11 protein-coding genes are annotated in these 13876 nt (G+C 47.2%); 5 read left to right on the top strand and 6 right to left on the bottom strand.

Annotation, left to right across the window (positions count from 1 at the left end):
• The 6 genes from ACXAGC_RS08210 to ACXAGC_RS08185 all read right to left on the bottom strand — a co-directional run bounded on the left by ACXAGC_RS08210 (window position 1) and on the right by ACXAGC_RS08185 (window position 5643).
• Complete coding sequence (locus ACXAGC_RS08210; protein ID WP_474843968.1) at window positions 1-744, bottom strand: SDR family NAD(P)-dependent oxidoreductase; 744 nt, start codon at window positions 742-744, stop codon at window positions 1-3.
• Between the two features lie 110 nt (window positions 745-854).
• Entirely contained in the window at window positions 855-1769 is a 915-nt protein-coding gene (locus ACXAGC_RS08205) for a LysR family transcriptional regulator (protein WP_474843967.1), read from the bottom strand.
• 111 nt (window positions 1770-1880) lie between these two features.
• Complete coding sequence (locus ACXAGC_RS08200; RefSeq protein WP_474843966.1) at window positions 1881-3008, bottom strand: FAD-dependent oxidoreductase; 1128 nt, start codon at window positions 3006-3008, stop codon at window positions 1881-1883.
• 2 nt (window positions 3009-3010) lie between these two features.
• Complete coding sequence (locus ACXAGC_RS08195; RefSeq protein WP_474843965.1) at window positions 3011-3391, bottom strand: Rieske (2Fe-2S) protein; 381 nt, start codon at window positions 3389-3391, stop codon at window positions 3011-3013.
• Window positions 3375-4307, bottom strand: coding sequence for a VOC family protein (locus ACXAGC_RS08190; RefSeq protein ID WP_474843964.1), 933 nt, complete (start codon window positions 4305-4307; stop codon window positions 3375-3377). Before ACXAGC_RS08190 ends, ACXAGC_RS08195 begins: the two co-directional genes overlap by 17 nt.
• 184 nt (window positions 4308-4491) lie before the next feature.
• Window positions 4492-5643: an alpha/beta hydrolase family protein gene (locus ACXAGC_RS08185; RefSeq protein WP_474843963.1), complete on the bottom strand. Its 1152-nt coding sequence runs from the start codon at window positions 5641-5643 to the stop codon at window positions 4492-4494.
• Between the two features lie 342 nt (window positions 5644-5985).
• Between ACXAGC_RS08185 and ACXAGC_RS08180 the strand changes: the two genes are divergently transcribed.
• From ACXAGC_RS08180 to ACXAGC_RS08160, 5 genes are all read left to right on the top strand, one after another.
• A complete protein-coding gene (locus tag ACXAGC_RS08180) occupies window positions 5986-7212 on the top strand; it encodes an MFS transporter (RefSeq protein WP_474843962.1) in 1227 nt (408 codons plus the stop codon).
• A 29-nt stretch (window positions 7213-7241) separates the two neighbouring features.
• Window positions 7242-7775, top strand: a complete 534-nt coding sequence (locus tag ACXAGC_RS08175) for a nuclear transport factor 2 family protein (RefSeq protein ID WP_474843961.1) — start codon at window positions 7242-7244, stop codon at window positions 7773-7775.
• 252 nt (window positions 7776-8027) lie between these two features.
• Window positions 8028-10121, top strand: a complete 2094-nt coding sequence (locus ACXAGC_RS08170; protein WP_474843960.1) for a TonB-dependent receptor — start codon at window positions 8028-8030, stop codon at window positions 10119-10121.
• A 17-nt stretch (window positions 10122-10138) separates the two neighbouring features.
• Complete coding sequence (locus tag ACXAGC_RS08165) at window positions 10139-11563, top strand: hypothetical protein (protein WP_474843959.1); 1425 nt, start codon at window positions 10139-10141, stop codon at window positions 11561-11563.
• Window positions 11564-11580: 17 nt separating this feature from the next.
• Window positions 11581-13569, top strand: coding sequence for a hypothetical protein (locus ACXAGC_RS08160; protein WP_474843958.1), 1989 nt, complete (start codon window positions 11581-11583; stop codon window positions 13567-13569).
• Window positions 13570-13876: the final 307 nt, after the last annotated feature.

The raw sequence follows: 13876 nt of genomic DNA, 5'->3' as shown, positions 1-13876 counted from the left end.
TTAAAAGTTAACACCGCCATCGCAGTTAATCGTTTGTCCGGTAACAAAGCCGCATTCTTCGGATGTCAGAAACAACAGTGCGCCGGTTAAATCCTGAGGCTCTTCGGTTTGTTTTATCAGTTGCAGGTTATTTTTCACGTTATCGAATAACTGCGGGGGCAGGTTTTTCGCTGATTCCGGCGTACGGGTAAGTCCGGGCGAAAGGGCATTGACTCTGACCCCTGAGGAACTGAATTCCGCTGCCAGTGCGCGGGTCAGACCGATCCCCGCCATTTTGGTTGTCACGTAAGCTGAAAACCCGGGCATAGCCGTGCCGGTGGTGCTGGAAGCGATTTGAACGATGCGTCCGTAACCCCTTTCTGCCATACCCATGCCGAAGGTTTTGCCCAGAATGAATGCCGCTTCAACATTAATGGCTTCAAATTTTCTGAACGTTGCTAAATCAAGTTCAGCCAGCGGTATTACCGGCATAAAAGCCGCGTTATTAACAAGAATGTCTACCTGACCGAATTCACTGAGTACGTTATCAGCAAACTGCGAAACCTGTTCTGCGTCTGACAAGTCAACAATTTCACTGTAAGCCCGCTGACCGGTGGCACGAATTTCTGCCACCACGGCGGAGGCATCCTGAATGTCCGCTATGGCGATATCGCATCCCCGTGATGCCAGAGCCAGAGCGAATTCCCGTCCTAACGCACCGGCGGCGCCCGTAATAACTGCAATTCTGTTTTGATGTCCCGGCATTTTCTTTCTCCACAAAAAATTGTGAATAAAGTGTAACAGGCACACCTGAGGCGGAATATTTGATTCGGTAAAGCCGGACTATTTGTTTTGCCAATAATCCGGCAGTGGTGTCAGGCAAAGGTCTTACGGGCAGTAGCTATTATCTGTTCTCTTAACCAGATTAGCGCCGGATCCTGGTCCCGGTATTTATGCCATTGCAATGCCCACGATATCTCAGGTAAAGGCTCCGGAAGCGGAACGGTTTTGATGGGGATGAGTGCCTGCCAGTGCTCAGCAAGATGTTGATAAACAGTTGCCACGCGCGCTGTGCCGGGTAAAAATTGAGGAATTGCATTAAAAGTCGATGTGATAATTTCTACTTTTGGCTCTTTTCCCCACTTATCCCTCATGAGTACTTGATCCTGACTGGTTACGCGACTCGTACCAAATTTTACAGTGACGTGGCCAAGGTTCAAAAAATCGTCCAGTGTTATATTTTCATGAACTGCATCGTTCTGTTCACATGCAATACATACAAATTTTTCAGAAAATAATTCCTCGCATGGATGATGATCAACTTTTATCGACATCGGCATTATCATGAAGTCTACTTCTGCCCGGTCTAATACTTCTGCAGGCTTATTGCTCGGAATAAAAAATTCAAACTGAATCCCCGGGGCAAGTGAATTAATCTGCTTAGCTACCGCGGTAAGCAATACCGTACTACTGTAGTCGCCAGCGATAAATTTGAATTTTCTGTTACAGGTGTACGGATCAAAGGTTACACCGCGATCGACGGTGGCTTGAATTTGTAAAAGGATATTGTGAACTGGCTCTGCGAGGCTCTCACCTAATGGCGTCGGTTGCATTTTTGCACCCACCCGTACCAGTAAATCGTCATTGAAAAACTCCCGCAACCGCGCCAGTGCACCACTGGTGGCAGGCTGACTTAAACAAATACGTTCAGCTGCCAGCGTAATACTTCGTTCGGTCAGCAAGGCATCCAGTGCCACCAGTAAATTGAGGTCGAGTCTGTTTAAACGCATAAGAAAACCTGCATGAAAGCCCTAAAGCACTAGTATCATTTTTTAACTATATGATTACAACAAAGAAAACATTATTTTACTTAAGGCTTTCGTATTACTAATAAGCAGGTGTTAAATGGGCGCCATTAATGCGCTCATGGTTAACGCCATAACCTGAATATGCTCTACTTTTGAACCGCCGGTTTGCTCAATTTCACCTAAGCGCTTTGAGTTAGTCACAATCATGCTGCATCGGGGCCAGCGGCGATTCTCGAAGCGGGTGAAGATCTCTTCTACCGTGCCACCTGATGCAATTTCATCGGCTATCACCACAGCATCTTCATGGCCCATACCTGCACCCGACGCGAGATGGGGTGTTGTGGCATGAACTGCATCTCCCATCAGCAATATCCGGCCTTTAAACCAGGAACGGGGCATGATCATCCCTTCCAGCGGGCGTGCCAGAATGCTGGATGATTCAGAGAGTTCCGCTTTCACTGCTTCAATCACCGGTGCAGTAAATGGCGCAATCAAGTTTTGCAGGTAAGGCAGCAATTCTTCATCAGCGATGCGGGACTTTTGCGGCCGTTGTTCGGTGTAATTCAGGTACATGTGGGTGGATGACACCGGGGTAAAACCGAGTTTGCCATTGCTACCGTAAAACAATGCCGGACGTTCCAGGCCGTGGCGTTCCACCACCGCGCGCCACACCACCTGACCGGTATACTGAGGCACCGGTGCTCCGGCAAAATACTGTTCACGGGTTTTAGAGAATACACCATCTGCGGCCAGTACCATGTCAAACACATGCTCAGAGCCATCTGTCAGCATGGCTTTAATGCCGTCTTCCTGCTCTGTCAGTGTTTCGTAGGTGCAGCCAAGGTGTACATGCACGCCGCTTTGCTGCACTTTTTCAGCCAGAATACCGGCAAGTACCGGGCGCATGATGCCACCGCCTCCGGTAATACTTGAGCCGGGCACCGCAGGGGTAACAATTTGACGCAGGAATGTACCGTCTGCAGTGAGCATGTCGACGTTCTGGCAAATAGCACCGTGGCGGCGGAATTCGTCAATCAGGCCAATCTGCTCTATGGCTCGCAGCGACGGACCGCTTACGGTGATACCGGCACCGTCTGTTTTCCATTTTTCATCCAGCTCAACAAGGTGTACTTCTATTCCCTGTTTACTTAGCAGAATGGCTGTAGACATTCCGGTGAAGCCGCCACCGACAATTAGCACTTTATTTACTGATGATGTCATGTTCATGCTCTTTTTGTTTCTGAGTCCGGGTACCAGACCAGATCCCCGTGACTGTTTATTTCTACCTGTACCGGCGTTAAGTGACTCCCTTTACAGGGGCCGGAAATACATAAACCGGTGTTGCGTTCGAACAGTGCGCCATGTGAGCCGCATTTAATGAACTGGCCAGACCCGTCCAGAAAAGAATCTTTTTTCCAGGCCATGGACGCATGTTCGTAGCCCTTGTGCGGACAACTGTTACGAAAAGCAGCAATACTGCTATGGCCGGTTCTCACAACAAAAATAGACGCTGCCTGCTGTGCGCCGGTGCTGAAGCCTTTACTGGTATTCAGCGGAATATCGTCCAGCGCACACAGGGTGATGCCATCAGTGCGGATCGCCACCGGGCATCCATTTTTTCACCAGGGTGAAATTGAAAATTTGCGAGGTGTCTGCACTGGCCATGGCTTCCCGTGGCGTCCAGCTGTCATCATGCAAATCCATGTCTGCATCGTATTCAACGTGCACCCCCATGGGGCTGTTGAAGTACCAGAAGTAGTTTGAGCCGAAGATATGCCGGCCCGGACCCCAGAAGGTTTCGTAACCTTTATCCTGAAAACGTTTGCCCGCCAGCAGCAGCTCGTTAGGCCCGGCCAGGTGGAAAGTGAAATGCTCACAACCCTGCATATGTGGCGGGGTATCGATGAGAAACAGGGAGTGGTGATCAAGGGTTCCCTGCGGGCGCAGAAAAGGGCCTAGCTGGGTAAAGCGGTCGGCGACGCGGAAGCCCAGTCTGTCGATGTAGAACGACTCTGCCTCTTTAATATTCGGAACGAAATAAACGACGTGGGACAAGCTGGCAGGAATGATGTCGTAGCTGTCATCTGCGCCGGGTTCATTTACCGGACGCTGTGGTGCAAAACCCGGAGAATTGATCTGCTCATTTTTACCGGTAAACGCTTTACGGCAAGTGATTTGAAACTTCAGTGCAAAACCGCTGTTGTCCACGGTAGACAGGCTACCGTCTTCACCGGTGATCACTTCACGGTCAGTGCTCAGTTCCGCACGGATGGCATCCAGTGTGGCCTGGTTATCTACGCCATACACGGTTTGTCTCAGCATTGATGCAGTAGGTAAGGGGGCAGGCAAATTTTCATTATCTTTGTGCCTGATGATAACAGCGGTGCCATCCTGTCCTTCGAAGCGGCCACCTTTATCAGATACACCCACAGGAACAAGGCCGTAATCGGTGAGGTACTGGCAACAGGCCTGTACGTCGTCAACACCGAATACCAGTTCGTCTAAACCAACTATATTCATGGTAAATCCATTATTTCTTTAACTTAAAAGTAGTGTAGAGAGGTGGATGAGGAGTTGGAAATTGCTTGATTGGATGAAGGTTATTTACAACTCAGATACAGGAAATAAACAATTGGTGAGACAGATAGAACGCGCACACCGGCGAGGATTCCAGTGTGCTTTTTGATGCTCAGTTTAAAAGAAGTTACTTCATTTTCTCAAATTCCGCTGCGCACCAGTCGGCAACATAATCCCGCATACCGGTGCCGTTGTCTGCGCCACAGTGTTCTATTTCAAAGTCTTTGGTTGTGAATATTCGCAGATGACGGTTAACTGAATATACTGCCTGCTCGTAGGATCGATAAGCGTTGCTTACTGGTATCTGGCGATCACCTTCACCATGCGTAATAAGAAACGGCATTTTCATTTTTTCGATCTGGCCATCCAAAGTGACTTTTGGCATATAGGCCATAAAGTCATCAAGGTTTTCCTTCCCCCATACCCACAGTACATGATCCCAGTAGTGTGGCACCGGATTCTCGCCTTCACGCTCCATACGCTCTTTTTGTCTCTGGCCCCAAACATGGTTAGCGCCCATTACTGCGCACAGTGCAAATCGGGGTTCGTTCGCAGCCGCGCGTGGCGCATAATAGCCACCCAGAGAAAGGCCAAAAATACCTATTCGATTCTCATCCACATCATCACGGGATGCCAGATAGTCGAATGCCGGTGTTGCCCATTTTTCTGTATCGTACACTGCAGTCAGGCCACGTTTACGCAGTGCTTCACCGGTACCTGGTTGATCGACAAACAAAGTGTACATGCCCCGGTCCAGGTTAGATTTACCATGACCGGCCATGTTCACCTGTTCTTTCATTGAGTCCAGGCCATTTACCGAAACCAGCGCCGGGCGCTTAATGCCGCTGCCATCGTGAACGAAAATAGCGGGGTAAGACGTGCCTTCATAAGGAATATCCAAAAAATCCACATGCAAACCGCTGCACTCTACGTGTTTACGGTAAAGCGCCAGGCCTTTGTCGTAGGCTTCCCAACGCGGAGCATAATCTCTGGATTGCATGCGTTCGGCAGACAGATAGTAACCGGATGCACGGGCGTACTTTGTTCCGGCAGACAAAAAATAGCCTTGTTCTTCATCTTTGCGGGCGTTCTCTTCTACTTGCTTTGCGACGGCAATCCAGCTGTCAAAAAGTAACTCTGTACCCGCATCTTCACCGTTGGCGGCGGCCTCAAAAATAGGGCGACAGGCGGCATCTACTTCGCCGTGATTCCCTCCGCATGCAAGGGCGAGATTAACCTGAAGATTCCAGACGTAATTTCCTTTGAACGGTTCAAACATGTCGTGCTCCTGTATCGACAGCGATTTGTGCGTGTCGTGGCTAATTAGTCAGTAGTTATCTGCACTATGATTACTCATCGAATCTTACAAACACAATTAAGACCCTATCGATTGTTCGGAATGACATTATCAGTATTGTAAATATTCTGTTCTTTCGGCTTTATTTGTTATCAATTTGTTATTTATATGAACCTTATTCGTAAGGCGAATTTGTCGGCACACTGATACTGCAGTTAGTCTTGTCCTGAATAGTTCGCCTGCTCAAATGCTATTGCAGAATACTGTCGCGCATTTTTCCGACTGGCTGGTAATTAATAACTTAAAGCTACAAAAGGCAAATCCATGATTAAAGATCGCAGAGCCGGTACCCTTCAGGGCATCGTGCTAATATTACCTATTACCCTCAGTACCATGGGTTCCGTGCTTCTCGCTCCTATCGTGCCGCAGCTCATGCAGGCATTTGGGCATATGGAAAATGCAAACTATTGGGTACCTCTACTTCTTTCTCTGCCAGCGTTGTGCATCGCACTCGGTGCTCCTCTGGCCGGTTATATCGCTGATAAAGTCGGACGCCGTCAATTGCTGATTGCGAGTATGTTTGTTTACGCGGTTTGTGGCGTATCTCCCTTATTTCTTGATAGTTACTGGATGGTTTTTGGCTCCAGGTTACTGGTTGGAGTCTGTGAAGCCTTTTTGATGACGTGTTCCACAACGTTAATCGGGGACTATTTCAAGGGCGATGACAGGAATAAATGGTTAGGAAGTCAGGCTGCCGTTGCCTCTCTCACTGCTATGTGTCTGTTTCCTCTCGCAGGATATCTTGGTGCCACCTATGGTTGGAAAGGACCTTTCGCACTGTACGCGCTTAGTTTGCCATTAGCGGTAATGACTATTTTGTTTACGTGGGAAACTGGCTCTCAGTCAGATGAGGAAGTCCAATCTGAAGCCCGCGTTACTAAGCATGTAAATAGGTTTCCTTGGGGGCACATGGGCACAGTGTGCGGTTTTACTTTAATCGGCGGTATTCTTTTTTACCTGCTTCAATTTCAAATGGCTGCAGCTCTGGGTGAGTTCGATATAGATAACTCAGCTATCACCGGGTGGTTACTGTCATTCGCCAGTATCGGCGTGCCTATGGGAGCAATTGCATATCGTTACATACATCAGTGGCTGGGTCTTAAAAATCTTATCGCACTCGAATTTGGCATTCTGGCGCTGGGTTTCTTCTCGATGGCCAGTGCACCTGACTACAAAATTTTCGTAGCTGCCGGGTTCCTGAACCAGTTTGGCGCCGGCATGCTGCTTCCCACCATGCTTACCTGGGCCGTTAAACCGCTGAGTCATGCTGTTCGGGCGCGGGGCGCTGGTATTTGGCAATCCACGTTTGCCACCGGCCAGTTCGTAACAACGCTCGTTTTTGCCTGGGTGCTCGCGAACCTGGCAAATGGTAGTCACCTTGAAAGCTTTAGAGTTTTTGCCGGAGTAGCGCTGGCCATGTTTGTTATCTCTATAGTAACGCTACCAAAAAAGAATAGTGGTATTAACTCTGCCATTAAAAATGGCGCGTGATCAGACTCGATAATATAAAGGAAGTAATAATGTTTAATAAAATTAAAGTAGTATTTTTTCTGGCAGTATTCTCAATGTTTCCTGTTTCTGCCAGTGCTATGGAAACGATTAATGACGAAGATTTACCTACGTTCGGTATAAGAAACAAAGCCAGTTATATGCATTACATAAAACTGTTCAATGAGAAAAACCCTCAGGCATTCGAAGCTTATTTTTCTGATGATATTGTGTATATAAATGGAGGCCTGGTATTAGAAGGTATACCCGCGGTAAAAAAACACTATCACGGCCTTTGGTCATTGATGAAAGAAGACTTAACTGTGAATGAATTTGTTTTTGACGGCGATACCCTTGCTGTTGATCTGCATGCTCATTTTACCGTTATCCGGGATGATGAAAATTCACCGTTCGGTAAGATTAAAAAAGGTGATGCCTTTGATTACTACGGGTCCATTATTTATAAAATTAATCATCTCGGGAAAATTAAAAAGCTAACGGTATCTTATTTGGATTTTACATATACATCTGATGGGAAAACACGGTCACTGGGTTCTCCTCACTAGCAAGTAAAATTAACTTTACCTTGGGCGATCTCAATAAAAGGTCGCCCTTTTCTATTTCTATTTTATCAACCCCCTTTATTCGTTCCGCAAAATCTCTCTATTTGTTAATTCGAATTCTAAATTTCGTTTCAATTTAGCAAAATAAAAATGCGGTTATTAACAAATAATTAAATAAAAAAATACATATGTGCAGTGGTTTAATTTTAATCATTCTGCGTCAGTGATCTTCGAATAAATAAAGGAACGTCTGAGATGAAAAAACAGCAATATCGCTTCTTTCTGAGTGCTGTAGCTATTTCGGTTTTATCTGCAACTTGTGCAACCGCCACAGCGCAAGAATCTGCAGAACAAAAAGAAGACCTCGAAATAATTATGGTTACATCTTCGAAAACGAACAAACCTCTGCAAAAAGTCCCTGCTGCTATTTCTGTAGTGGATGGCGAGCGTCTGGCTCAGGCTGCCCGCGTGTCAGCAGATGACGTGCTTGCCAATGTAGCAGGGGTCGAAGTGCAGGGAGCAGCCAGAGGTAAAGTGTTTGCTATTCGCGGCCTGGGCTCCGATTTACCCCCGGGTGTTGGCGAAAGTTCGGTATCTACCAATTACGATGAGGTGTACTCCATTCGTGCGGAAGCTGGTCAGCTAGGGTTTTATGATTTAGAACGTGTCGAAGTCATGCGCGGCCCCCAGGGGACACTTTATGGAAGAAACGCTACAGCCGGGGTGATTAACTTTATATCACACTCTCCGATATTAGGGGAGTTTGGTGGTCATGTTGGAGTAAGCGCCGGCGACTACAATTTTCGCCGGGGAGAGGGGGCCGTCAATATACCGGTGTCTGAAGATTTTGCGGTGCGTGTGGCGGGTACTATCGTAAAACGAGATGGCTTTTTATCAAACGGGCATAACGATTTAGAAGGTGATGGTCAGCGAATCAAGGCGCTATATCAGCCGAGTGACGATTTCAGCTTACTGTTGGGTTACGACAGAATCCATCTGGATGGCATGGGAGCGGGTGCCACTGAAAGTGCCTACTGGGAGAGTGGTGACTACTACACCACTGATGATTCGGGAATTGGTGATGGGCAGGATTATACGTCGGATAAGTATTATGCCAAGTTGCAATGGAATGTGGGGCCCGGACAACTCACTATTCTGCCTTCATATCAGACTGGAGATGGTACGAATGAGGCAATTTTTGCCGGGAGGGGGACTGCCGGTTACGATCCTAAAAATGTAGAACAAAATGCTCTGGAGGTGCGCTATGGCAGTCTTCCTGGCGAAGACATTGAATGGATTGTGGGTTTTTTCCATTACGATTATGAGCAGAGCCTGGTCGCCGAGGAATTATATGCAGACGGTACAACCAGTGGTGTTGAAGATTCAAGTTTTACCAGTGGTGATTCCGATGCGTTGTTTGGTCAGGTAACCTTCCCTGTCGCAGAAGACTGGAGGATAACTGCAGGTGCGCGCTATACCTGGGACGAGAGAGAATCAGAAGGAACTGCGCCAGCTCCAATTTATGGGTACGCAGGTACGAGGGACGATAACTTTTTCGACTGGAAGCTGGGACTTGAGCATGACCTTTCTGATAATGCACTGGTCTATGTACAGGCTGCAACCGGTTTCCGTCCCGGTGGCGTAAATCCGTTTGACGGTAATACCATCATCCCCGAGGAGCTTTTATCCTATGAGGCAGGTATCAAATCCAGACTATGGGATGGTGCATTACAGCTTAATGCCAGTTCGTTCTATTACGATTATTCCGATTTCCAAATCGTTGATTTCTTTATCACAGCCACGGGACCTAATCTAAGTTTCTACAATGCTGACGCGGTGAACTGGGGAGCTGAACTGGAAATGTTGGCAATTCCCTCTGACGCCCACCGAATCAACTTCTCTCTCGCTTACTTAAACTCTGAAATTGAGTCAGACCTTTGTCTTAATCCAAGCGGGTACACCGGCGCGGCAGACGCAGAATGTGACGGGTTAGGGGCCAATGCGATTAACTTTAAGGGGGAACGGCTACCACATTCACCGGATCTGACTATCAAAGCAGGTTACGAATACATTTATGAAGGTAACGGTGGCTGGCTGTTGATCCCCAGAATCGAAATGAGGTACGTCACTGAGCAATACGTTGCTCCAAGCAATCAGGATATTGCCTTGCAAGGTGATTACTTCACAGGAGATATAACCGTAACCTGGCATGATGCACAAGATAAACTAAGTGTTTCAGGCTATGTGAAAAACTTTACTGATGAAGCTGTCAAGACTGGTTTCTTCACAGGGTATGTGGTCGGCGGAGCACCAAGAACTACTGGTGTGTCACTAAACTATCGCTTTTAAATTTTTCAGGAACGAAGATGAATACTTTAACGGGTAGTAAGCTCAAGCAATCTGCCAGTAGCGCTTTCGCGCTGCTGGCAGGCGTCGTGATGATAGGAAGTGCCCTGGCGCAACAGTCGCCAAACGGGCCTCCTGGCCCTCCACCGGCCATGCCGCGTATTCAAGACACGCAGTATAAAAGCTATATAACAATCGCAGGTGAAGCGGTTCAAAGAAGCGAAACTGCAGAAGTAACTGTTAGCGGTGAAGTAGGCAAATCTGCAATCAATGGACTAACGCTAAAATCACATGAAGATGACTTCAATGCCATCATCATTGAGGAGCCGGGCGCATTAGTCAAAATCAGCGATACATCTGTCAACCTGAGTGGAGACGGCAGCAACGACTTTCTGGGCAAAGGGGCGGGCTTACTTGTTACCGGTGGCGTGGCTTATGTGTATGACAGTGAAATTATAACGTCGGGTGTGGTATCCAGTGCACTTGTGGCTGCGGAGCGTGCAACGCTTAAAGGGTTTAATAGTAAGTTCGTTTCTCATGGCGGACAGCTGCCTGAAGATTACGTGCCGGTCATTGGTCCCGGTATGAAAGAGCCTCCGGCCCCGCTGGGTATTACCGGTACCGCCAGAACATTGCTTACCATGAGTAATGCCCGGAGCTATTTCTACAACTGTGAATTCATTGCTGATGGGTGGGGTGCATTGTCTACGGATGCCGCTGGCGGAGAAGCTTACCTTGAAGTGAACGACAGTCAGGTCACTGTTAATAATAGCGGATATGGCGCCTATGCAGATTTTGGTGCAAAAGTGGTGGCAAACCGTACTGTATTTGATGTGGCAACGTACGCTGGCGTGATTGCGGGAGAGGCTGAAATGGCCTTTTTTAATAGCGAATCCAGCTCGGGTCGCAACGTAGTCATGATTCACTCAGTCATGGGCAATCCGCAGGAAAAAGGGCGGTTAGTTGTTGATGGCGGGAAACACAATGCAGAAGATGCTGCATTTTGGGTGAAAAGCGCGAACGCAGTCATCACCTTAAAAAACACCTCTATTGTGTCTGAATCTGGTGTGCTTTTGTTGGCCGAAGTCAATGAGGACAAATTCCGTACCCAGGTAAACGGAGCCCGCGTACCCGGAACAGCTCTGTCGATTGAAAACAGCAAGCTATCGGGTGATGTCGTCAATCAGGACAGCGAAAGAGGACTCGTAGTTTCATTGAATAAACGATCGGTACTAAATGGTGCGTTATCCAATGTGACATTGAGCATTGATGAAACGAGCGCCTGGCATGCAACAGGTAACAGCGTTATTGAGGTGGACAATGCAATGGGCCTCAAGCAAATACAAACCAACCCGGGAGTAACGGTAACTATTCGTTCATCTCATCTGAAGCCCGGGAAAATCAGTCAGCCCTCTGGCGGCAATCTCATAATCGAAACTATTTAATTTATCAGGAAATATGTATGACTCTACCTTCAGTTTTTAGAAAAACCTGTTTAGCGACCCTTATTGCTTTCGCGGGAGCGACACACGCTTTCGATGTTTCAGTAAATGAGCAGCACGTGAAGGCCGGCGAGCCGTGGAAGATTTTCCAGGATACTCGCGTTAACACACTCATTCTGGAAAAAGGCGCGGCCATTCAGCGACCTGGCAAATCCGTTACGATGTTGGTTGATGGCAAGGAAACCGCTATGTTGCCGGGTAAATATAATAATGTGGAACTGGTCATTACCGATAAGTTCTACCAAAGCCCGACTGGTAAAAATGACCGGGGAGTCGACAATTTTCGCACAGCTTTGCTAATTACCGGGAAAGGGATTGATGAAAAACGTTCAGTCATTCAAGCCATTCAGGGCGGCGAATATTCTGCGTCGGAGGCGAAAGATATCACATTGGTATCTGATAGCGGAAATTTCAATGGTGTGATGGTCGATGGCAACGTGAGTTATCGTGTTGACGGTGCAAACGTTGATTTCCGCTCTGATGCCGATGGCAGTGATAACAGCGATTTTTCCGGCTATGGTGCAGCATTTGCAGCTTATAACGGCGCCCGGTTGGCTATCTCAAACAGCAACATTGATGTGTCGGGTGTGGCACGTCTGGCCCTGTATGCATATGAAGATGCAGACTTATTGATCACAGACTCAACATTCAAAGTAGATGGTGGGGAACTTTATGAAGGGTACCCTAACTCGGCTGACTTCTCTGCGATGCTTGCTCCTCCCTGGGTGTTGGGTATCAAAGGTAGCGCACGTGGCACTAACATGATGGGAAACCGTACGACGTTTACCATGGTGCGTAGTGAAGCCGAAGCTGCAAACTGGGGGGTGTTGTCTACTGATATGGGCGCTGCAATGTTGATGACTATTGTAGATTCCTCATTGACATTAAATGGTGAAAAAGACCTCTTTAGTACCCGTTATGGCAGCGGTTATGGCAGTTATATTCTGGGATCTGAGCACTTCTATTACGGTGTAACCATTCACGCCGGTACCTACGGTGGAATTGTGCGGGAAGGTGAGGCTTACTACGGTGACTCGACGTTTGACGAGCCATTAAATATCTATCCCCGTTTACAAATTCCAACGGGTGAAACATTCATTGATTTTTTCGGCAACGAACAACAGGTATTTGATATTCAGATTGATGAAACGCCCGCGTTTTCAAAGATCACCGGGAAAGGTAAAAAGTCTTACATCTATTCAGACAATTTTGGCTGGATGTCTCATGGCGATGGCAAATTGGTGATAGCCGAAGGTACAGAAGTGAAGACCGGCAAAAGTACCTTCCTGCTTAAAGACGGTAATGTTGATATAACAGTAAAAGATCGGTCTGAACTCACTCCGGGTAACGGGGTATTACTTCAAATGATGGACAACGATGACATGCTGGTGGGTATCGATCCTAAGTCTCAGGTTGCACTTCACTTTAATACTACGTTCACCGAGAAAGCTGGCTATCCCGGTATCGATTATTCACTTGAGTCTGTGACTGATGAAAAACGCGCCAATGTGACGTTAAAAGCAGAAGGCATTAAGCTTGAAGGTGACCTTTACAACGCGACAGGTTATTTTGGAAACCAACCAGGCGATAAACTCACAGTTACTATGGGTAACAGGTCCATCATCATTGGTGCTATCAGTAGTACGAGCGCTATTCATATCGATGAACATGGGGACCAGAACACTCAATTCACTGATGCTGAGTACTATTATCTCGGACATGTTAAAAACAAGCCTTTTTTCAATGGTGTCAACGATATCGAAGTTGTGCTTGAAGACACGGGAGTTTGGCTGGTAACAGGGGAGAGTATTATCACCTCCCTGACTATTGCAGAAGGCGCGGAAATGAAAGCTAAAAACGGTAAGTTAACAATGACTGTTGACGGAAAAGTTACGCCAGTCAAGCCAGGTAAATACGAAGGTATCATCAAACTGACTGTATCCTCGTAATTTCGAAACCATTAACTCAATCAATTCTCATTCCTGGCGGACATGTTGTCCGCCATATCTCCTTCCGGCTTTTTCTCCCTAAAAATAAAATTGGCTATCGATATCATTTGTTAAGCGCCTTTACAAAATGCTTGCAATCAAACGCATGTTTAATATATAACCTACCTGTTACATTAAATTAACCTTTAAGCCGTTTAATGCAACAAAAAGGGCGATAAAGAGAGAAATAGCCCGATACGCGAAATGTGTGATGGGGTCTGAGAGCCAAAGCGTGAAACCATGATGACATCGATATCACGGGGCGCTC

The sequence above is a fragment of the Alteromonas sp. AWJ4_197 genome, from assembly GCF_056160285.1.
Note: the sequence above shows the minus strand (reverse complement) of the source record. Positions and strands in the feature narration are given on the sequence as shown.

Excerpts from the sequence above, each read along its gene's own strand:
- ACXAGC_RS08200 (WP_474843966.1), bottom strand. The coding sequence starts at position 3,008 with ATGACATCATCAGTAAATAAAGTGCTAATTGTCGGTGGCGGCTTCACC.
- ACXAGC_RS08190 (WP_474843964.1), bottom strand. The coding sequence starts at position 4,307 with ATGAATATAGTTGGTTTAGACGAACTGGTATTCGGTGTTGACGACGTA.
- ACXAGC_RS08165 (WP_474843959.1), top strand. The coding sequence starts at position 10,139 with ATGAATACTTTAACGGGTAGTAAGCTCAAGCAATCTGCCAGTAGCGCT.
- ACXAGC_RS08175 (WP_474843961.1), top strand. The coding sequence starts at position 7,242 with ATGTTTAATAAAATTAAAGTAGTATTTTTTCTGGCAGTATTCTCAATG.
- ACXAGC_RS08180 (WP_474843962.1), top strand. The coding sequence starts at position 5,986 with ATGATTAAAGATCGCAGAGCCGGTACCCTTCAGGGCATCGTGCTAATA.
- ACXAGC_RS08170 (WP_474843960.1), top strand. The coding sequence starts at position 8,028 with ATGAAAAAACAGCAATATCGCTTCTTTCTGAGTGCTGTAGCTATTTCG.
- ACXAGC_RS08205 (WP_474843967.1), bottom strand. The coding sequence starts at position 1,769 with ATGCGTTTAAACAGACTCGACCTCAATTTACTGGTGGCACTGGATGCC.
- ACXAGC_RS08185 (WP_474843963.1), bottom strand. The coding sequence starts at position 5,643 with ATGTTTGAACCGTTCAAAGGAAATTACGTCTGGAATCTTCAGGTTAAT.
- ACXAGC_RS08160 (WP_474843958.1), top strand. The coding sequence starts at position 11,581 with ATGACTCTACCTTCAGTTTTTAGAAAAACCTGTTTAGCGACCCTTATT.
- ACXAGC_RS08210 (WP_474843968.1), bottom strand. The coding sequence starts at position 744 with ATGCCGGGACATCAAAACAGAATTGCAGTTATTACGGGCGCCGCCGGT.